General features: G+C 56.4%; 18 protein-coding genes. 5 read left to right on the top strand and 13 right to left on the bottom strand.

Annotated features, from left to right (window positions below):
* Positions 1-15: 15 nt before the first annotated feature.
* Positions 16-378, top strand: a complete 363-nt coding sequence (locus ACR0MM_RS00310; protein ID WP_170357446.1) for a MerR family transcriptional regulator — start codon at positions 16-18, stop codon at positions 376-378.
* Positions 379-429: 51 nt separating this feature from the next.
* On the opposite strand, the gene ACR0MM_RS00305 is transcribed toward ACR0MM_RS00310, so the two are convergent.
* The 5 genes from ACR0MM_RS00305 to ACR0MM_RS00285 form a co-directional block, all read right to left on the bottom strand.
* The gene (locus ACR0MM_RS00305) at positions 430-1,161 is read right to left on the bottom strand and encodes a proteasome-type protease (RefSeq protein ID WP_170339269.1); all 732 of its coding nucleotides are present in this window, start codon (positions 1,159-1,161) and stop codon (positions 430-432) included.
* 11 nt (positions 1,162-1,172) lie between these two features.
* A complete protein-coding gene (locus tag ACR0MM_RS00300; protein ID WP_170528143.1) occupies positions 1,173-1,970 on the bottom strand; it encodes a transglutaminase family protein in 798 nt (265 codons plus the stop codon).
* 3 nt (positions 1,971-1,973) lie between these two features.
* Positions 1,974-2,915 carry an alpha-E domain-containing protein gene (locus tag ACR0MM_RS00295; protein WP_480693774.1) on the bottom strand — a complete coding sequence of 314 codons (942 nt, stop codon included), beginning with the start codon at positions 2,913-2,915 and terminating at the stop codon, positions 1,974-1,976.
* Positions 2,916-2,917: 2 nt separating this feature from the next.
* Entirely contained in the window at positions 2,918-4,336 is a 1,419-nt protein-coding gene (locus ACR0MM_RS00290; RefSeq protein ID WP_480693772.1) for a circularly permuted type 2 ATP-grasp protein, read from the bottom strand.
* A gap of 237 nt (positions 4,337-4,573) precedes the next feature.
* Positions 4,574-5,446, bottom strand: coding sequence for a LysR family transcriptional regulator (locus ACR0MM_RS00285; protein WP_480693770.1), 873 nt, complete (start codon positions 5,444-5,446; stop codon positions 4,574-4,576).
* Positions 5,447-5,566: 120 nt separating this feature from the next.
* On the opposite strand from ACR0MM_RS00285, the gene ACR0MM_RS00280 reads away from it, so the two are divergent.
* Both ACR0MM_RS00280 and ACR0MM_RS00275 read left to right on the top strand, forming a co-directional pair.
* A complete protein-coding gene (locus tag ACR0MM_RS00280) occupies positions 5,567-6,439 on the top strand; it encodes a TauD/TfdA dioxygenase family protein (protein ID WP_217354722.1) in 873 nt (290 codons plus the stop codon).
* 51 nt (positions 6,440-6,490) lie between these two features.
* Complete coding sequence (locus ACR0MM_RS00275; RefSeq protein WP_170419433.1) at positions 6,491-7,525, top strand: zinc-binding dehydrogenase; 1,035 nt, start codon at positions 6,491-6,493, stop codon at positions 7,523-7,525.
* A gap of 200 nt (positions 7,526-7,725) precedes the next feature.
* Here the strand turns inward: ACR0MM_RS00275 and ACR0MM_RS00270 are convergent, their stop codons facing one another.
* Positions 7,726-9,285, bottom strand: a complete 1,560-nt coding sequence (locus ACR0MM_RS00270) for a fasciclin domain-containing protein (RefSeq protein ID WP_170366846.1) — start codon at positions 9,283-9,285, stop codon at positions 7,726-7,728.
* Between the two features lie 212 nt (positions 9,286-9,497).
* Here ACR0MM_RS00270 and ACR0MM_RS00265 point away from each other — a divergent pair, with 212 nt between their 5' ends.
* Together ACR0MM_RS00265 and ACR0MM_RS00260 are read left to right on the top strand one after the other, a co-directional pair.
* Positions 9,498-11,237 carry a type I secretion system permease/ATPase gene (locus ACR0MM_RS00265; RefSeq protein WP_480693767.1) on the top strand — a complete coding sequence of 580 codons (1,740 nt, stop codon included), beginning with the start codon at positions 9,498-9,500 and terminating at the stop codon, positions 11,235-11,237.
* On the top strand, positions 11,234-12,559 hold the full coding sequence (locus ACR0MM_RS00260; RefSeq protein ID WP_170441919.1) for an HlyD family type I secretion periplasmic adaptor subunit: 1,326 nt from the start codon (positions 11,234-11,236) through the stop codon (positions 12,557-12,559). The genes ACR0MM_RS00265 and ACR0MM_RS00260 overlap by 4 nt, the downstream gene beginning before the upstream one ends.
* A gap of 193 nt (positions 12,560-12,752) precedes the next feature.
* Here the strand turns inward: ACR0MM_RS00260 and ACR0MM_RS00255 are convergent, their stop codons facing one another.
* The 7 genes from ACR0MM_RS00255 to ACR0MM_RS00225 all read right to left on the bottom strand — a co-directional run bounded on the left by ACR0MM_RS00255 (position 12,753) and on the right by ACR0MM_RS00225 (position 20,072).
* Positions 12,753-13,001 (bottom strand): alpha/beta fold hydrolase, encoded by a 249-nt coding sequence (locus tag ACR0MM_RS00255; protein ID WP_480693765.1) that lies wholly within the window; start codon positions 12,999-13,001, stop codon positions 12,753-12,755.
* 511 nt (positions 13,002-13,512) lie between these two features.
* Positions 13,513-14,589, bottom strand: coding sequence for a PLP-dependent cysteine synthase family protein (locus ACR0MM_RS00250; protein WP_480693763.1), 1,077 nt, complete (start codon positions 14,587-14,589; stop codon positions 13,513-13,515).
* A gap of 113 nt (positions 14,590-14,702) precedes the next feature.
* Positions 14,703-16,235 carry a phospholipase D family protein gene (locus ACR0MM_RS00245; protein WP_480693761.1) on the bottom strand — a complete coding sequence of 511 codons (1,533 nt, stop codon included), beginning with the start codon at positions 16,233-16,235 and terminating at the stop codon, positions 14,703-14,705.
* 641 nt (positions 16,236-16,876) lie between these two features.
* Positions 16,877-18,007, bottom strand: coding sequence for a cytochrome-c peroxidase (locus ACR0MM_RS00240; RefSeq protein ID WP_480693759.1), 1,131 nt, complete (start codon positions 18,005-18,007; stop codon positions 16,877-16,879).
* On the bottom strand, positions 18,004-18,381 hold the full coding sequence (locus tag ACR0MM_RS00235; protein WP_170366817.1) for a hypothetical protein: 378 nt from the start codon (positions 18,379-18,381) through the stop codon (positions 18,004-18,006). Before ACR0MM_RS00235 ends, ACR0MM_RS00240 begins: the two co-directional genes overlap by 4 nt.
* Positions 18,378-19,184, bottom strand: a complete 807-nt coding sequence (locus ACR0MM_RS00230; RefSeq protein ID WP_480693756.1) for an amidohydrolase family protein — start codon at positions 19,182-19,184, stop codon at positions 18,378-18,380. The genes ACR0MM_RS00235 and ACR0MM_RS00230 overlap by 4 nt, the downstream gene beginning before the upstream one ends.
* Positions 19,185-19,205: 21 nt before the next feature.
* Entirely contained in the window at positions 19,206-20,072 is an 867-nt protein-coding gene (locus tag ACR0MM_RS00225) for a dioxygenase family protein (RefSeq protein ID WP_170366815.1), read from the bottom strand.
* Between the last annotated feature and the right edge of the window lie 2 nt (positions 20,073-20,074).

The following is a 20,074-nucleotide window of genomic DNA, read 5'->3' as shown; positions in this document are numbered from 1 at the left end:
TTGAAGGTCAAGGGCATGAAGATCGGAAAATTGGCAGAATCCACGGGCGTGTCAGCGTCAAGCATTCGGTTCTACGAAAAACACGGCCTGATCCCACCGCCCGAGCGCCTAGAGAACGGTTATCGCGACTATCCCGACGCAATGATTTCGCGCATCAAGACCATCGCAATGAGCAAGTCGCTTGGCTTTTCTCTTTCGGAAATCAAGCGCTTCCTACCGGAAGACCCGGAAAACACCATCCCGCGGCCCGAAGTGATTGCGAACCTAAAAAGCAAGTTGGCCGATGTGGATCAAAAGATCAAAGACCTGCACGGGATTCGCCGCGACCTGGACCAGATGATCGCCTATCTGAGTGACCCTGAGTCAAATGGCTGCTGAGGGTCTGGCAGCCTGAAACCTGCGCCCAGCAGGAGCACAAGAATTCGCTCGTCAGGCTTCGTATGCCGGAAGCTTTGACAGGGCGACCTTCAGCGCATCGCCCCACCCTTCGGATATTGTCCGAAAGTACTGATCGTCAGGCTCGAACCTTGAACGCGTGCCGGCCGTAAGGCTGTCTTCCTCATAAAGCAGCAGATCAAGCGGTGCACCGACGGACAAATTGGCCTTGATCGTTGAATCGAAACTGACCAGCAACAGCTTTACCGTTTCGGAAAAGCTCATGTCCGGATCAAACGCACGTACCAGTATGGGGCGGCCGTACTTCGTCTCACCGATCTGAAAGAACGGGGTATCCTCACCGGCCTCGATGAAATTGCCCTCGGGATAGATCAGAAACAGGCGCGACGGGCCGCCTTTGATCTGCCCCCCCAGGATCAGGGTCGCGTGAAAGGCGCTGTCTGCCTGTTGGCCCGCTCGGGAATGCCCCTCGATGACGTCGTTCAGCGTCGCCGCAACCAATTGGGCGACCTGAAACATCGTCGGCGCCTCAAGGATCGACGGCGACCGGTCTTCCGGTGCTTTTGTACGTTCTTCCAGCAGGCTTATGGTGGCTTGGGTGGTCGCCAAATTGCCAGCCGTCAACAAGGTGATCGAACGGTCGCCTTCGACGGTCCAATTGAACATCTTGTTGAAGGTGGACACGTTGTCGACACCTGCATTCGTGCGCGTGTCCGACATGAAAACCAGTCCGCGGTTCAGCCGCATGCCCACAGCATAGGTCATCAGGTTCTCCGTTACTGCTGTGCGACCTGCAATTGAACCGTCAACTGCTCGCCCGCTGCCCCAATTCTGTTTCCTATTACCGGGGCCGCCTGGGCATAGTCCAGACCGGTTGCGACACGCACGTATCTGTCATCGGGTGAAATCCCGTTGGACACGTCGAATCCAACCCAGCCAAGCCCGTCCAAATGAACCTCGGCCCACGCGTGAGTGGCATCCTGCAATTCGGTTTCGTTCATCATCAGGTAACCCGAGACGTAGCGGGCCGGCACACCGATCTTCCGCGCACAGGTGATGAACACATGCGCATGGTCCTGGCACACGCCGCGCCCGGCCTTGAGAGCGTCTTCTGCGCTCCAGTCCGGGTGCGAGCCACCCACTTCGTAGGAGACCTGAGCCCGAACTCTTTCGGACAGGGCATGCATCCGCTCAAGTGGCTCACCATCCGGCAAAGCGGCGATCACGTCTGCAACACCCTTGCCCGGCGTTGTCAAAGGCGTGCTCCGCTGAAAAAGCCACAACGGCGTCGAGCCCTCGTGACGTCCCAACACACCATGCGTGTCTTCAACCTCAACAACACCTTCGGAGATCAATGAGATGCTTTGGGTATTCGCTTCGAAACTGATCAGTTCCACCGTGTTGCGATGGTAGTCCTCAAAGCTCAGCTCCTTGCACCCCCCGGTCACTTCGGTGCTCCAAGAGAGGATATTCTGATTGCGGAAGGATTTGGGAGTTTTTCTCAGCTGCTGCAGGCCAAAGGGAACCGGCGCGTCGAAATCGTATCGTGTCTCGTGTCGAATATGCAGTTTCATTGGTCACTCATAGAACCGGTAGTCAACTTCAATCTGGCGGCTCAAGTCTCCGAGATCCTTCAAAAAGTCCTGAATGTACTCGTGCAGCCCAAGGTCAAAGATATCGGAAATCTGCCGGTCGAGGTACTTCTCGGACAGCGCATTGGCCGCCGTAACCGACGGCCCCGCAAAGCCATAGTCTTTGCTGAGATAAGAAATGTTCTCTTGGATCTTCCTGCAGCAGAAATGCAGGCTGCGGGGCATCCGCTGATCGAGGATCAGAAACTGCGCAATTTCCGACGGCCGGGTATTCTGGCCGTGGGTCATGCGATAACCACCACCCGCACCCACGGACCGCAGGATGCTTTCCCATTGGATGTTGTCCAGTGACGAACCGACCGAAAAGGCCGTCGGCAGAAGAACATAATACTTCACGTCCAGGATGCGCCCGGTATTGTCGGCCCGCTCGACAAAGGTGCCGATCCGGGTGAAATCAAAAATATCGTTGCGCAGCATGGTCCCTAGCGTTGCGCCACGAACCAGAGCCGCCTGTTGACGAATAAGCTCCAGCGTCCCCGGCAGGTCTCTCTCGTTCACGCGGCGCTTCATGGCTTGATCAATCTGCATCCATGTGGCGTTCACCGCGCTCCAGACATCATGGGTCAATGCAGTTCGAACAAGGCGCGCGTTGTCTCGCGCCTGCTTGATGACGGACTTGATCGAGGATGGATTGTCGGCATCACGCAACATCCAATCCACGGCATTGTCTTTTGAAATCTCATCATATTTGGCGCTGTATCCACCGAAAACGCCGGCTGTTTTCAGAACCGATCCCCATTCCGCATCGGAATTCTTGGTCCGGGTCAGCGCCATCCTCTGGCCTGTTTCCAGCAATCTGGCCGTGTTTTCCGCCCGCTCAAGATACCGGGACATCCAGAACAACCCGCCAGCAGTTTTTCCCAGCATGGTCAGTCCTCCAGAACCCAGGTGTCTTTGGTCCCGCCGCCTTGGCTTGAATTCACGACCAGAGACCCTTTTTTCAGCGCAACGCGCGTCAGGCCGCCGGGTGTGATCTCGATCCCATCCGGGGACACCAGAACAAACGGCCGCAGATCGACATGCCGGGGGGCAAGTCCCGAACGGGCGAAGATCGGTACTGTCGAGAGAGACAACGTGGGCTGCGCGATATAGTTCGACGGCCGCGACTTGAGCTTGTCACGGAAGGCCGCGATCTCTTTCTTGCTGGCGGTCGGACCGATCAGCATCCCATAGCCGCCCGACCCGTGCACCTCTTTGACGACAAGATCCGACAGGTTGTCCAATACGTGGGACAGCGACTCGGGGTCGCTGCAGCGCCACGTAGGAACGTTTTTGAGCAGAGGCTTCTCACCCGTGTAGAACTCAACGATTTCAGGCATGTAGGAATAGATCGCCTTGTCATCGGCAATGCCCGTGCCCGGCGCGTTGGCGATCGTGATGCCCCCAGCCCGATAGACGTCCAGAATGCCGGGAACGCCCAGCGCGCTGCCCGGGTTGAAATTCAGCGGGTCCAGGAAATCATCGTCAACCCGGCGGTAAAGAACGTCGATTGGTTTGTAACCTCGCGTGGTACGCATGCAGACGCGCCCGTCGACAACCCGCAGGTCGTGGCCCTCGACCAGTTCCACGGCCATCTGATCGGCCAGAAACGCATGTTCAAAATAGGCTGAATTGTAGATCCCCGGAGTCAATACCGCGACGGTCGGCTCGCCATCCGCGCAGGCCGGCGCACTGGCCGCAAGCGAGCGTCTCAGATTGCGGGGGTAATCGGATACATTGCGCACATTCGTCGCGCTGAAAAGCTCGGGGAACATCTTCAGCATGGTTTCCCGGTTTTCGAGCATGTAGCTGACCCCGGACGGCGTACGGGCGTTGTCTTCCAAAACGAAGAACTCGTCTGGCCCGGTACGCACCAGGTCGACGCCGACCACATGGGTGTAGACCTGCCCCGGCGGTGAGACACCCAACATCTGCGGCAGGAAGGCTTCGTTGCTGGCAATCATCTCTGCCGGCACGCGACCGGCACGCACGATTTCCTGACGGTGATAGATGTCGTGAAGAAACGCATTGATCGCCCGAACCCGCTGTTCAATGCCACGTTCCAGTCGTTGCCATTCGCGCCCTGAAATCACGCGCGGAACGATATCAAATGGGATCAAACGTTCTTCGGCCTCGGTCTTGCCGTAGACGTTGAAAGTAATCCCCGTCAGCCTGAAAACTTCTTCGGCTTCGCGCTGTTTGGCCCTCAGCCGTGAGACATCTTCCGCATTGAACCAACGTCCGATCTCTTCGTAAGGACCTCTGAGAGATCCGTCGCCGTTGAACATCTCATCAAAATACTCGCTCATACGAGAAGTGTGACGATCAATTCAAACTTTGCAAGTTGTACGGGCTTTTCCAGTTGGCGGCCTTCCAAGAGATGCACAGTTTTCGAGCGAACAGCAGCCGCCCGTCGATGACGAAACTGGTTCTGGGTGCAGCGAAAATCATCGCCGCCACTCTACCGGCTTCTGGCGTCAATGACGTGCAGCCACCAAAGCAATTCTCGAAAGCAATCAGGGGCTACGGCTCCGCCTGAGAACCGACTAGGTTCCCACCGCATCCAGCAGCGCACCCCGGACAGCGTCTACCATTCTGGCACGGGGTGACATTGCCACACTCGCAAGACCGACGATGCGTCGAGGTCCGAACTGCTCCAGAGGAATTTTTTTGAGCCGCAAATGGTCGTAAGACGCCAGACGACTGTCAGGTATGATCGAGACCCCGAGTTCAGCGGCGACCATGCTCGATATTGCCTCGAGGCTTTCAAGCTCCATGGCGTCTTTGACTTCTATGCCCACCCTTTGCAGCCAGGTCTCGATCTGCCTCCCCACAACCGCGTCGCGAGTGAACCGGATAAACGGCAACGCGCCGAGCAGTTCTTCGGGAGAAAGGTCCGGAGTGTTTTCCGAGACGAGCAGGACCAGTTTCTCGGTCACGATTTCCGAGAACTCCAGCGACTTCGGCAGAATATCCGGGCGTGAGATGATCGCTGCGTGAACCTGCTTGCGATCCAGCTGCAACAGCAGCTGATTGGTCAAGCCCGGAACAATTCTGACACGCACGTCAGGATGTTCTGACTTCAGCCTTGATAACGCAGCAGGCACCAAACCCGTCAAAGTCGTTGGAACTGCACCCAAGATGATCTCGCCGGCAAGTTCCTTGTCCGATCTCACCTTGTCGGCCAGGCCATCATACGCGGCGACGACCGCCGCCGCTTCTTCGACAAGCATGAGCCCCGCACTGGTCAGTTTGGGTGTCTTGGCCGACCGGTCAAACAAGTCGAGCCCCCACATGGCTTCAAGATTCCGCATCTGATGGCTTACCGCCGACGGCGTCAGATGCTCGGCCTCCGATGCGGCTCGAAAGCTTCCATGCCGATGTATTGCGATCAAAGTTCGCAGCTCTCGAATGCTCATCCCAAAGACCTCGCCACCTTTGTCCGGGTTCATAAAAGGTGAGAGATTTTCACCAATGGATCAAATCATTTTCGTTTTTGTTTACATTTTTTGATCTGTACCCTGCGCGAAACAAGCTCAATGAAACAGCGCCCCGAGGTCCCCATGGTTGCCCCAAAGTCCAACACCTACACGTCCATCGTTGCCAAGCCTTTCGCTCCGAACCTCGGGGCCGAGATCTATGGGGTCGATTTGAGCCAGCCTGTGCCCGACGACCAGTTCGCCGAAATCCGCGATGCCTTTCACACCTATCAGGTTCTGTTCTTCAAAGAGCAGAAAGAGATACCGCCTGCGCAGCACATCGAGTTTGGGAAACGCTTCGGGCCGCTCCACGCACACCCCGCAGCCCCAACGATGGAGGGGTATCCGGAGATATTCGAGATCCATGCCACCAAAAATTCAAAGGTGGCCAACGGTGAGTTCTGGCACTCGGACGTGTCATGTGATGAGACGCCCCCATTGGGAACAATGCTTCAGATCCACATCGCCCCTCCTTGCGGCGGGGACACCATGTTCAGCGATATGTATGCGGCTTACGACAATCTGTCCGAACCGATCAAAAGCATGCTCGACGGCCTATCCGCCCTCCACAGCTCCGAACACATCTACAAGGGCCGGTACAGCGACCGGGGCCAAAAGGACGCGGATATTGATTGCCCCGAAGCAATTCATCCGATCGTCAGAACTCACCCCGAGACAGGACGAAAATCGCTGTTCGTCAACCGAACGTTCACAACGAAGATTATCGGCTTGTCGGCCAAGGAAAGTGAGGCGATCCTCAACATGCTTTTCGAGCATGCCGAACAGATCAACTATCAAATCCGGTTCCGGTGGTCGCTCAACGATATGGCGTTTTGGGACAATCGTTGCTGTATGCATCGTGCCATCTGGGACTATTGGCCCGCGGAACGAAAGGGGCGGCGTGTAACCGTGAAAGGCGACCGACCCGTCTAGTTCTGACGGGACGGGATTTCTGGGTCGAAGAAACCATTTTGGGAGCGCGGAGTGCGAGCTGCAGTCGTCAGAGAGTTCAACGAGGACCTTTCGATTGAAACGGTCCCGGACCCAACCTGCCCCGACAACGGAGTGGTCTTGGAGGTCGCCGCCTGCGGCGTGTGCCGCTCGGACTACCACGGCTGGTCCGGTGCCCACCCGAAAGTTCAAAACGGCTCCATCCTGGGGCACGAATACTGTGGCACCGTGGTCGAGGCCGGGTCCAATGCGAAACACAAAGTGGGTGATCGCCTCATCGCCCCATTCATCCTAGGGTGCGGCAGTTGCCATGCCTGTCAAACCGGAGTGTCGAATACCTGCGCCAACCAGATCGTTCCCGGATTTGGCGCACCGGGTGCCTATGCGGAATATGTTGCGGTGCCCTTTGACCATAACTTGGTTCACTTGCCAGACACACTCTCCCCTGCCCTCGCCGCCGGCCTGGGCTGCCGCGTCACCACCGCATGGCATGCTTTGACGGACCGAGCAGATGTTGCTGCGGGCGAATGGGTTGCTGTTCATGGAACCGGAGGAATTGGTCTGTCCGTCCTCTTGCTTGCGAAAATGCTAGGATGCCGGGTTGTCGTGGTGGATGTGGTCGATGAGAAACTCGAGCACGCAAAACTCCACGGCGCGGACGCGACGGTCAATGCATCCAAAGAGGATGCGGCGACCGCGATCCTGGAAATCACCGGTGGAGGAGCGCAAGTTTCCATCGAAGCTCTGGGCATCGAAACCACGACGAACGCTTCACTGGAGTGCCTCGCGATCTTGGGCCGTCATGTGCAGATTGGGATGCCGTCGGGTGACGGTTGGATGCGCATGAACATGCGCGCGATATATTCCAAACAGCTCTCGGTTTTTGGCACCCGGGGCATGCCGTCCTGGAAGTACCCGCGTCTGCTTGGCCTGATCGAGCGGGGTGACGTAGACATACAGCCGATGGTGGCCAGAGAAGTCCGCCTTGAGGATGCCAGCGGTGAGCTTCGCGCGATGCGTGGCCCGACCTCGCCGGGCACCGCTGTAATCACGAGTTTTCGACCTTGATTGGGTGCCTGCGTCTTGCAGGATGCACGCAGGCCAAAAGGCTAAAAGTGTTGAAAATAAATAACTTAAGGCAAGTATCGGCGTTTGCCCCGGCTATCGCCACACACGCCGAAAACACTGTTCCCGAAAAATATTGTGAAGCCGTTTCAACAAGAAAAGCCCGCCCAAACAGTTTTGGTCAGTTCAGGCGGGCTAGCCTATCAGAGAATGAAATCACCTTCGTCTAGGCTGCTGGCGCGGACGCCGAACAACGAGATTTCCGTGTCTCCCAAATCGATCTTGGTCTTGAAGAAACGGCCGCTGATCGCATCCTCGACCTCCTCATAGTCTGTGAAGCCATAGGCGCTGAGGTCGATCTTGTCGCGACCTGCGCGAAAGCCGAACACAGTGTCATGTCCGCCGCCTTGTTCGAAGACGAAGCTGTCAGAGCCCGAGCCGCCGATGAGTTTGTCGTTTCCGGCACCGCCCGCGATCTCGTCATTTCCACGGCCGCCGAAGATGATGTCGTTTCCACCCTCGCCGTTCAGGGTGTCGTCACCCTTGCCGCCGAAAACCTTGTCCCGACCGTCACCGGCGAGAACCAGATCGTCACCACTTCCTGCGAAAACGATATCGTTGCCGCCCTTGGCATCGATCAGGTCATTGTCCCGACCTGTGCGGATGACTTCGCGCCCATCGTCTCCGATGACGAAATCGACTGCCCCTGAACCGTCAGATTGCAGTAGATCGGCGGGCAGCAGAACGCCGTTCAACACATGGATCACACCGTTAGACGCCTGAATGTCGGTCGCGATGAGGCTTGGATCCTGAACGTCCGGATCGGCATCGACTAGGGTAAGGGTCTCGGCATCCACACCAATCGTTCCGCCCTGGAGCGTTTCGATTTCCTCAGACGCAAGAACTTGGCTGGCCTGCAGGCTTTCACCCGAGACATGGTATGTCAGCACCGTCGTCAACAGTTCGATGGGATCGTTTCCGCCGTTGAGCAAACGCAGTGCGTCAACAAGGTATGCAAACGCTCCGCCCTCATCGCTGCCTTCGTATCCCAGCGAGTTCGAGAGCGCGATAAACGCGTCATCGGTCGGCGCAAAGGCGGTCAGGTCGGCATTCGGGTCATTAAGGGCGCCCGCCAGATCAGCCGCGATCAGGGCTTCTCGAAGAATGTCGAAATCACCCCCGTTTTCGTCAAAGCCGGATGCACCGCTTATCGCAAGAACGGTTTCGGTGATCGTCGGAGCGTCATTGCCTGGCAGATCGATCGGCAGCAGAACGCGATCAATCACGTGGACCACGCCATTGTCCGCCTGGATGTCTGTCTGCACCAGCGACGGGTTGATGAGGTCCGGCTCCAGATCGCCAAGTGTCGGCAATTCGGACGCATCGATCACTCCGCCCTGAAGTGAGGTCACCGAACCCGCCGACGCAATCTCGGACGAACCTTGGGTGCCTGCTGCAACATGATAGGTGACGATCGTCTCAAGCAGCGTTGCGGTTTCGACCGGATCTTCGTTCAGAGAGGTCAGAAATGCGGTTACGGCTGCGGTGTCAGTAACGTCGCCCGCAAAACCCAGATCAGCTGCGAGCTGCCCGAATGCCGCGTTTGTCGGGGCAAAAACCGTGTAGGTCGCAGAAGGGTCACCAGCCGTTCCACTGAGGACACCGAGGTAGTCAGTCCCCTTCTGGTCATCGATAAAACCTATTGCTGCGACAAGAATGCTAAAGCTTGGATTTCCTGCGGCAATTCCTGCAATTGTCGTCATAATTTCCTCCACCTGAGATTTGCAAGCCAACGATTGGCTTACCGCTGGTACGGAGCGCACAGGCCGTTCGGATCAAATATTTCTGAATCACGATATGTCCCCGGCGGTGGCGCGTAGAGCGTTCCCGGGCTCGCTGAGGCCGAAACCAAAAACAAATCCAACCGGGTCAGATCAGCGTATCGATCATCAGTTGAGAACAAAGGTGACGGCCAATGGGAAAACCCAAATTCGTAGTTGAAACGGGGCGTCAGGAACTTCGCGAAGTGCGTCGGCAAAGCTGGCGGCTGTACGTTTTTGTCGGTGTTCTCAGTTGCTTCACCAACCTTCTGATGCTGACAGGGCCATTGTACATGCTGCAGGTGTACGACCGGGTTTTGGGCAGCCGATCCGTGGAAACGCTGGTCGCTCTCTCGGTGCTTGTTGCGTTCTTGTACGGCATTCTGGGCCTGCTTGAATATGCTCGGGGAAGAATTTTCGGACGCGTCGCGGCACGTTTTCAGGCACGGCTTGACCGTCGGGTATTCGAGGCGGTGCAGCGCAAAGCCTCGGTCGCTCCGGACGATCAAACGGAAACCGGCCTGCGCGATCTTGAGGCTGTTCAGCGGCTTTTGTCTTCTCCGGTTCCAATGGCCTTTTTCGACGTGTTTTGGACTCCCGTCTTCCTCTTGGGCATCTGGATATTCCACCCTTGGCTTGGTGCTGTCGCCGCGCTGGGTGGCTTGGTCATCTTGGCACTGACCGGCTTGAACCGATTTTTTTCGGCACGGCCCATGTCGAATGCCAGCCGCGCTGTCGCCTCGTCCGAAGCAATGTCCAACCAGTTGCGGAACGAAGCCGAAATCGTTGAGGCGATGGGTATGCGCGATGCGACCTTCACGCGGTGGAAGGCCTTGCGCGACCGGGCGCTGAAGGAGCAGATCCGCTCGGCTGACGTAAGCGGCAGCTTTGCCAGCGTAACAAAGACTTTCCGGTTGTTTTTGCAGTCGGCCATCCTTGGTGTCGGTGCATTTCTTGTGCTTCAGGGGGAACTGACTGCAGGCGCAATGATTGCCAGCTCAATCCTGCTGGGCCGGGCGCTGGCACCGATGGAGCAGCTTGTGGCGCAATGGCAGTTGGTTCAGACCGCAAAAAGAGGCTGGGACAATCTGGCCGAACTGCTCGGCACCGTACCCCCCGAACGTGTGAATACGCGACTGCCGAAACCCAAAGCCAAGTTGGTTGTTCAAAACCTGACCGTCTTTCCGCCGAACTCACGGCAAGCCGCTCTGAAAGCCGTTTCCTTCAACGTGAACCCCGGCGAAGCAGTTGGCTTGATTGGGTCGTCCGGCGCGGGGAAATCCACACTTGCCAGATCCTTGACTGGCGTATGGCGTCCGCACAGCGGCACGATCCGGCTGGATGGCGCCGCGCTGGATCAATACGGCTCGACCGAACTTGGCGGCCTCATCGGCTATCTTCCGCAGCGGTTTCAGCTGTTCGACGGCACGATTGCCGAAAACATTGCCCGAATGGCGCCCGAGCCGGACGATGCCGCCGTCGTGGCAGCCGCAAAGAAAGCAGATGCGCATGAGATGATATTGCGGCTCGCAGATGGCTATGACACCTACGTGTCGGCGAACGGAGGGCAACTGTCCGGTGGTCAGATGCAACGTATCGGCCTTGCCCGCGCCATGTACGGCGACCCCGTTCTGCTGGTGCTGGACGAACCAAATTCAAACCTCGACGTCGAAGGCAGTGCCGCGGTCAATCGCGCAATTGAAGAGTTCAAGGCAAACGGAAAATCCGTGTTGATCGTGGCCCATCGACCGGCCGCAATCCAGGAATGCGACAAGCTGATAATGCTTGAAAACGGCACCGTCCGGGACTTCGGCGCCAAGAAAGACGTTCTTCGGAAACTCGTTATCAACCACGAACAAATCGCAAAAACCGCCAGACAGGGAGGCCTGAAATGAAACCGGAACGGTCCGATGTAAACTCGTCCCTGTCCTGGTCAGCGCGCGGCCCAGTGCTCGTGGGTCTCGTGGGCCTGATGCTTTTGCTTGGGGGCTTTGGATATTGGTCCTTCACGACCAATATTGCCGGGGCAATCGTTGCCAGCGGTCGAATTGAAGTCGATCAAAATCAACAGGTTGTGGAACACCCTGATGGCGGCGTGGTCGCCGAGATACTTGTTGACGAAGGGTCCTTGGTCGAGGCCGGTGATGTTCTGATCAAGCTGGCGTCCAATGACCTTGCCACCAAATTGGCGATCGCCGAAAAAGAGCTTTACGAGCTCATGGCCCGCCGTGGTCGTCTTGAGGCGGAAAGAGACGGAACCGAAGAAATTCGCTTTGACCCCATACTTCAGCAAGCCGCATCTTTGGACATCGACATCGCGGACTTGGTCTATGGGCAGGAACGATTGTTTGTGGCGCGCAAGGAGTCCATCGCGCAGGAGATTGATCAGCAACTCAAAAGAGTTGGTCAGATCGACAGTCAGATTGTCGGGATTGATGCTCAAAAACTGGCGCTTGCCACCCAGCTGGACCTGATACGAAAGGAACTGACGGATCAGGAATCCTTGTTTGAACGCGGATTGGCCCCCGCATCCCGCGTTCTGTCATTGCAACGGGAAGAAGCACGCTTGAGCGGCACGATGGGTGATCTGACTGCCCGTATCGCGGAATCCGAGGGGCGAAAGACCGAAATCGAGATTCAAATCCTCAAGTTGCAAAGCAAACGCCGCGAAGATGCCATTACCCGCCTCAGGGACCTGCGGTATCGGGAACTGGAATTACGCGAGGAAACGACGAATATCGCAGAGCGTATCGCCAACCTTGAAATCACGGCGCCGGTCTCTGGGGTCGTACATGGATTGAACATCTTCAGCCTTGGCGCGGTTGTGAAACCGGCTGAACCGGTATTGTACCTCGTTCCGCAGGATCGTCCGCTGATCATAAGTGCCCGCGTCGACCCCATTCACGTTGACCAGATGTTCGTCGGACAAGATGTCGTTTTGCGCTTTTCGGCCATGGATCAGCGCAAGACGCCCGAATTGACAGGACGGGTCACCCTGGTTTCTGCGGATGCGTTCGAGGAAGCTTCGACAAACCAGACCTACTACACGGCCGAGATCGCACTGAATGCCGGAGAGCAGAAAAAACTGCCCGCGGAAACACCTCTGGTCCCTGGAATGCCGGTCGAAACCTTCATACGGACGCAGGACAGAACACCGATTGCCTACCTTATCAAACCGTTCAGCGACTACTTTGCGAAAGCATTTCGTGAGACTTGAGTGTGGGCCCCGTGTCGCCGTCAAATCGAGCCACGAGCGATTCACATAGGTCTTTCTGGCCCTGCGCGGAAAACCCGTGCGCTGCGACTGGTACGAAGATAAACCCGCTTGGCTCTTGAAAAAACGCCAATGAAACTTCAACAGCCCGAACTCGGCTGTTTCCTGCAGAGCGCCCTGCCGCCTGCAGTGCCCATCACTCCAAGAAGTCAGAGACCAGAAGCTGGAATAGTTCAGTTTTCTCGGCATGAACCGCATGGGCGCAACCCGGCACGACCGCAAGCGAGGTCTTGGGGATTTCTTGCCAAAGCATATGCGTCTGGTTCCACGGATAAGTCCGATCCCGATCGCCCCAAAGCACAAGTGTTTCCTGCCGGATTTGGCTGAGGTTCTGCTCTCCGGACCAGGAGTGCATCGCGTCCAGGCCGGCGTTTATTGCAGCCATTTTGCATTGCGCGGCGACAGCGGCGCAGTGCTCAAACCCTTGTGCGGCTTCACGATCCAGAAACCAAGTTGCAGAGATCCTATGGGCAGTTGCGGCAGGCGATTTCCTGAGAGACCATGACTCCATCGAGCGCCCCAAAGGGTGGTGCCACGCCAGCCCGGGGTCGTGGAGGCGCTGCATCACCCAATCCGCCGTGCACAAGGGCACCCAAAAGCCATTAAGTTAAAGGTGCAACTTCTGCACTTCCATCGAAGAAGCAAATCTTTGGTCAACGACAGGCTTTCTCGATCAACGCAATAGGTCAGCATTCGACCGCACAGACGCCGCCTTGACACAGGAAACTCGGCGGCCATCGGTTGAAGCCCGCTCAACTTCTGACTCGCGACCCAACCGGAGCGTTTGACCGACTGGCCACGCATTGCCATAACTACACTGCCCACAGAACTTAGACGGCATCAATGCAGTAGATCGAAGGGTCCAATACCTGCATCGACGAGCAACGAGACCGGACTCACTCAGTCGGCATTTGCGCCGTTGGTGTCGACATGGAAATCGCTCGTTCCTCATCCGTCATATCTTCGGCAATCCCGTCAAAGAGCGGTGTCGAAAGATACCGCTCGCCTGTGTCGGGCAGCATCACCAGCATCACCGATCCGTCCGGGGCGCTTTTGGCCACTTCCATTGCGATGGCAAATGTGGATCCCCCTGAGATTCCGGTGAAGATCCCCTCCTCTGCTGCCAGACGCCTGGACCAAGCAATACCATCCGCTCCGGCGACGGGGAGCAGTTCATCATAGTAAGCATTGTCCAGAGCTTCCTGAAGCACATACGGGATGAAGTCGGGCGTCCAACCCTGAATGGGATGCGGTTCAAAAGCCGGATGGCTCTCAGTGGGTTGATGGGCCTCATTGCGGGTGTTCACGTAGCCAGACCCGACAATCGCAGCATTTGCAGGCTCGGTCAGGATGATCCTGGTGTCAGGTCGATTCCGCTTGAGCACGCGCGACACGCCCGAAACGGTGCCGCCTGTTCCATAACCGGTGATCCAGTAATCCAGCCGCTCTCCTTCGAAATCGCTGAGTATTTCCCTCGCTGTCGTGGCCTCGTGGATGTCGGCGTTGGCGCTTGTCTCGAATTGGCTGGCGAGAAACCAGCCATTTGCCTCGGCCAACTCCTTGGCCTTGGAGTACATCCCAAAACCCTTGAGCGCACGAGGCGTCAGCACAACCTTGGCCCCAAGAAACCGCATCAACCGGCGGCGTTCCACCGAGAAGCTGTCAGCCATAGTGACCACAAGCGGATAACCCTTTGCAGCACATACCATCGCAAGACCTATCCCGGTATTTCCAGAGGTAGCCTCGACGACCGTTTGCCCGGGTTTCAGCCGACCTTCCCTTTCGCCCGCTTCGATGATGTTCAGCGCAAGGCGGTCCTTGACCGAGCCCGCGGGGTTGAAGGCTTCAAACTTGACGTAGACCGTCACGTTGGCCGGCGCGATTTTGTTGATGCGAATGCACGGCGTGTTGCCGACCGTGTCCAGGACGCTGTCATATAAACGGCCGCGCCCGGATGTGGTTCGAATTTCCATGTGCCCCTCCTGCTTATCCACTTTTCTTCAAATGCGAAGAAGACTGCCACAAGCGCGATGCAATTGATAGAACGTCAACAGCACAGTAGAGGAACGGACCTTCTCCCACGCTACTAAAGCTGAGAGCCGATTGGCAAAATACTGAAAAATCCAGCTACGATATGATCCCAAGCCGAACCCGTTGGCTCTGAGTCATATTGAAGGATTTCTCCGTTCTCGCCCCGGGTTCTCCATTTGAGTTGGCCAGCACTCTCCAGCGTCACATGATATGTATATGCTGGAAGCGCATCGTCCAAAGCACCCATGGTTTGTGCGGTCAACGCCGGAGAGTCGATGAGAATGCCCATTTCCGTGTTTATGTTGACTGAACGAGGGTCCCAATTGAACGAACCGACAAACAGATATCTGTCATCGACAGCGAACGCTTTGGAATGAAGACCTGACCGAGATTGAGCCCAGTTTATTCCACGACGTTGGACCTGATAAGCGTCAGGCCGCAATTCATAGAGCTCGACCCCACCGCGCAGCAACGCCCGGCGTTTCTTGGCATAGTGCGCATAGACTGGTGCTACGTCGTTTGAAGCAAGCGAGTTGGTTACGACTTTGACTTCGACACCTCGGTTTTCCAGTTCGGTCATCCACTTCACGCCGTTGTTGCGTGGCACGAAGTAGGCCGAAACGATATTGACCTCCCTGTCAGCACCTTCGAAATACGGCAGCAGTTGCGACGCGAGAATTGGATCTGAGTTATCAAGCCCTGCGGCTTTGGAAGGCGGATCGGCGTAGAGTTTTGCGGGCACCCAATCCAAGGAAAGCGTGCCGTCTGCAAAATTCTCCCTTGCAGATTTTCTGAGAGCTTCGCCGTACTGGGTCTGCTTTGCCGCCTCCACGAGCTCATTCAGTCTGCTTCGCGCTTGGCCAAGCGAGAATTCTTCAGGTTGCCCGACGACCACACGAGCCGGAACCGAGAACTCACTGTTCCAGTATTCGTCAAAGCTTTGCGAAACTTCATTTACGACGGGACCGGCTGCCAGAACATCCAGATCCGCATAGTTCATTTCCTCCCGCGCCAGGAAGTACTCGGCGCCGATATTCCGGCCACCGACAATTGTGAACACATTGTCTGCGGTCATCGACTTATTGTGCATTCTGCGATTGATCCGCTTGAAGTCCGTGAGCCCGGCAATGATCAGGCTTTGGTCGCGCCAGAAAGGATTGAACAAACGGATTTCAATGTTCTCGTGGTAGTCCAAAGCGGCTGTCATCGCGTCGTATCCGGATGTGTCCATGTCATCCAAAAGCAAGCGAACACGTACGCCTCGGTCCGCCGCCTGCAAAAGGCTGGCCGCAAAGAGGTGACCTGTCGGGTCGTTATGCAAAAGGTAGTATTGAGCGTCGATCGATTGTTCAGCCGCTGCAGCGAGTAGAAGCCGCGACACCAAGGCTTGTTCACCGTCGCTGATCAATTTGACACCGGACCGGCCGTCTTTGGGGTCCCCAAGCCGGGTCGCCGCCTGCCCAAGTGCGCTGTTTGTCCTAGCCGAAAAGGAAACCGAATTGGTCTTCTCATATGTACGGACTTTTGGGGCACAAGCGACAAGAGCGAATGTGCAGAACGCACAAAACATGATTGTCCAAGGCTTCATCGATTTCCTCCGCTCGTCATTCATAAGTGACTACGCCAAGAGGTACGATTGCAAGTTTGTTCCGAGAAAGGTCAGGAGGTTTCCTGAAGTAGTGTCGTTCCAGAGGAATTGCGGCTAAAACCCAGCTAGGCCGGCTCGACTAAAAAAATTTGATCGTCTTACGAACCACCCTGTCGAAAATCGATCCGCGCTCATGCTCAATATCCTCCAGATTCCGTAGCGGCAGCGGAAACCGAATGTAGTCTTTTCCACCAAGCGAATGATCTCTGGCCTGGTCCGACAAACGAACAGAGACTTGCATCGAGAATGCGCCCTCAATCTGCAAATCGAGCCGTCTCAGATTGAGGAAGGCGGCGCAACCCGCGGTAATGCCGACAGAACCCCCTGACGGAAGAGTTAAGTGCAGCTAGGCGGGAGTGAGTCGCGGCACTGTCAGGCGAATTCGAAGCCGTCTCAGTTTACCGCGGAAGCCACGAATCTATTCGGAACAGAGTTTACTATACTCGCCAAGACCAGCGGGGCGGACCAGCCTGAAGGTCCCCGGGCTGGGTCATTGACCACACTCTCTGACGTGGAGATGGGGTCAACCAAATGCGGTGTGCCGCATAACTCAGGCGGCATTCAGGCTGAATTGGAGTATCTCAAGGCCATGCAACGCCGGACAGAGTCTCCAAAAACATAATGAGATCAGCGATCTCCTGCTCGGACAAGTTCAGTTCTGAAAGTATGGCCTCACCGTCGGCATGCAGCCTTTCGGTATTAAGCTCGCTGTAGTGCCGGACCACCGCATCCAAGTCGATCAAACTGCCGTCGTGCATGTAGGGCGGAGTTTCAGCCACACCGCGCAGGCTTGGCGTACGAAAGGCCCCAAAATCAGAATGACGCCTACGTACACTGCGAACCGCCCACGCACCTTGCCTGGCGGGATCGTCGTTCCATTCCCCGTCCAGTGTGTAGACGCTTGAAAATAGGAAATTCAACCCTCCGAACCGTCCTTCATCGACTTCGGTTTCGCTTAGAAAGTAAGGCACACCGGCGTCGTGAAATTCATTGTTGGAAAATGCCGGGCCATTGTGGCAAAGGGCACATTTCCCGCGCCCCAGAAAGAGCTTTAGACCTCTCTGAGCAGCTTCGGGATAGTTCTCAGCCGCCAACAGATCTCCGCGTTCCAGCGCATCGCGGAAACTGTCAAATTGCGTCCGCTCGGTTCTAAGCGTCTCCAGATAGGCTGATAGAGACTTGGCCGTGTTGACCAGCACCAACTCCGGGTCTTGATCTCGGATATTGCCAAAAAGGGACTCAAAATCAGCAGCATAAGAACTCTCGGAAATTGCCGCCTTTAGACTTTCGCTGCTGTGAGCCATCTCTTGTTCTTCGATGATCGGATGCAGACTTGCTGCCCAGAGACTATCGCTCTTGCCTCCCCAACCGTACCAGCGCAGACCCGCGAGGTTTCTCAGGGATGGGGTGTTCCGATCCAACCTGACACGGCCGAGCGCCCGCGCCTCGGATGTTGCAAATGCCTGTTCGGGGTCGTGGCAACTCGCGCAAGAAAAAGCGCCGTCTACCGACAGCACCGGATCGTTGAACAAAGCCGCGCCGAGCGAAATAGCTCTTGTGTCACCTGAAACGCGATTGCTGGGGTCTGGCTGGTATATTGGTGGCCACGGCCCGAAGGAACGCGTTTGCTGTATTTCCTCTTCGGACAATAGAATTTCTGAGTGTACCGCAACCGGAAGCGCCATTAGCGCGGTTAAAGCCCAGAACTTCATTTGAGCGTAATCTCTGATGTGTAGGACAGCGATCGCCCTCCGATATGAACGTCAGCCTGCAGCTCCCAGAGTCCCGGCATGTGAAACAGCAAGTCATCGACCCGGAACATTCCATCGCCCAATGCCGAAACTTCGGGAACGTAATTCAAACCGTGCTGATGAGCGGGCATGATTGCATCAACACGCACCTCATGTGCCGTTGCTTCACTGCAGACTGAAATCAGAACGGAAAACGGTTGGGCCAACGGAATTTCGCTGACACCCAAATAAACCGCAGGCGCATCTGGGGCTTCCGACCCCATGCGTTGCCCCACAGCGTCACAAGCAATTGCTGCGCCCGGTGAAGCAAGAAGCCAGGCAACCCAACGGATCATTCTGATGCCAGCAAACGTTCAGCGTTGGCATAGGCGATGTTGTCTGCGATCCGATCCGGCAGCAGATCCAGCCATTCACGCGAAAAATCTGCGTGCGGGCCAACATAGTACCAACGCTCCGGAGCAAATGTGTCCGTCCCAACCATGAACCGTTCGGGATGCGCCTCGAACGCGGCCTTCCAATCCGGGTCTAATCGGCCGCGTGAAACCATATCCGACCGAAAAGCCAAGTCCGCCCAAAGCCTGGGATAGGTGTCCAACGCGTCAGACACACTGGCCGGGTCATCAAAGCCAGAATGCGCCCACAAAACCCGCGCCTCCGGCCAAGTCTCGAAGATCAGGTCAACTGCCTCGCGATCACCGTGGTGGTGTAAAATGAGGTTCCGCTCTTTGGCCAGTGCAATCATACGCTGGATGACCGGCGTTTTGATATCTTCGCCGTAAGCGTGAAACTCGCCGATAGCTTCGTAGTCGTTTTTGGCCAGGTTTTCTTCCAGATAATCAATTACAGTTTCATCGTGCATCCAGGTGTTGATTTCACCGCGACGACGGTACGGGCGCAACGCTGGAACGACGATGTCCGGTGCCGCGTCCAACAACAGCTGAGTGCCATTGTCGTCCGAGCTGGAAACTAGCGCTTTCCGTACGCCCGCATCCCGAAGGATTTTAGCCACCTGTTCTGGTGGCACCAGTTCGACGGCGTCGTGGCTGTAATGAATATGCGTGTCGAAGATGGGGCGCTCTTGTGCGATGGCGGCACTGCAAAACAGCGCAGCGCCCAAAATGAAGATACGTTTCAGCACCTCAAGCCTCCTATCTATCAATCAGTCCTTGGCAAGCGTCACGTCGAAATTCACATGCAAGAAAGGTTCATGGATCTTACCAGAAAGCTCCATGCCATCAGGAAATTCAGAAGCCGGGCGTTCAACATATGTCATCACCAGATCGTCGCGCACGCCAAACACCGTGTCTTCATCCAGATAGGGATCATCGTCGGGAAATATCTCGGTCACCAAAGTGCGATAACCGGGAGCTTTGACGATGTAATGCAGGTGCGACGGTCGCCAGGGATGGCGACCACAGGCTCGCAGAATGTCTCCGACTGGCCCATCAGATGGCACCGTGTATTCCACTGGTTTGACCGTGGTGAAAGCGTAACGGCCATCTGAGCCGACCGTCATCAAGCCATGAAAAGAGTAGATATCCTGTTCCTCATCCTGACTGGCGTAGAGCCCGTTTGGTGCGGTTTGCCAGATGTCGAGCTCGGCACCCGCAATCGGATTGCCCTTTGTATCCCGGACCACGCCTTCAGCAAGAAGGACCGGCCCGCCGTAGTGACGTTTCATATCGCCACCGATCGGCAGCGGGGGTGCGCCTGAGACGTGAAACGGCCCCAACACAGACGAACTGGTCGCGTCAGGGCTGGAATGCAGCATGTCAACCAATGACGACAGGCCCAACACGTCCGAGGCTAGCACGAATTCATGCCTATCCTCGGTTTCCACCGCGGCGCAGCCTTCCAGAAACGCAATCCCAGCGCGCCACTCGTCATGCGTCAGGTTGGTTTCCCGTGCGAAATCGTGCAGGTGTTTGACCAGTGAGCCCATGATCTCGCGCATTCGTGGATCTGAGTCTTTGGACAGGTACCCCATGAAGACGTCAGTGATATTGTCTTTGGTGACAGAGCGCATCT

The organism is Ruegeria sp. BC6, assembly GCF_056539185.1.
This window is presented reverse-complemented; position numbering and strand designations above follow the sequence as displayed.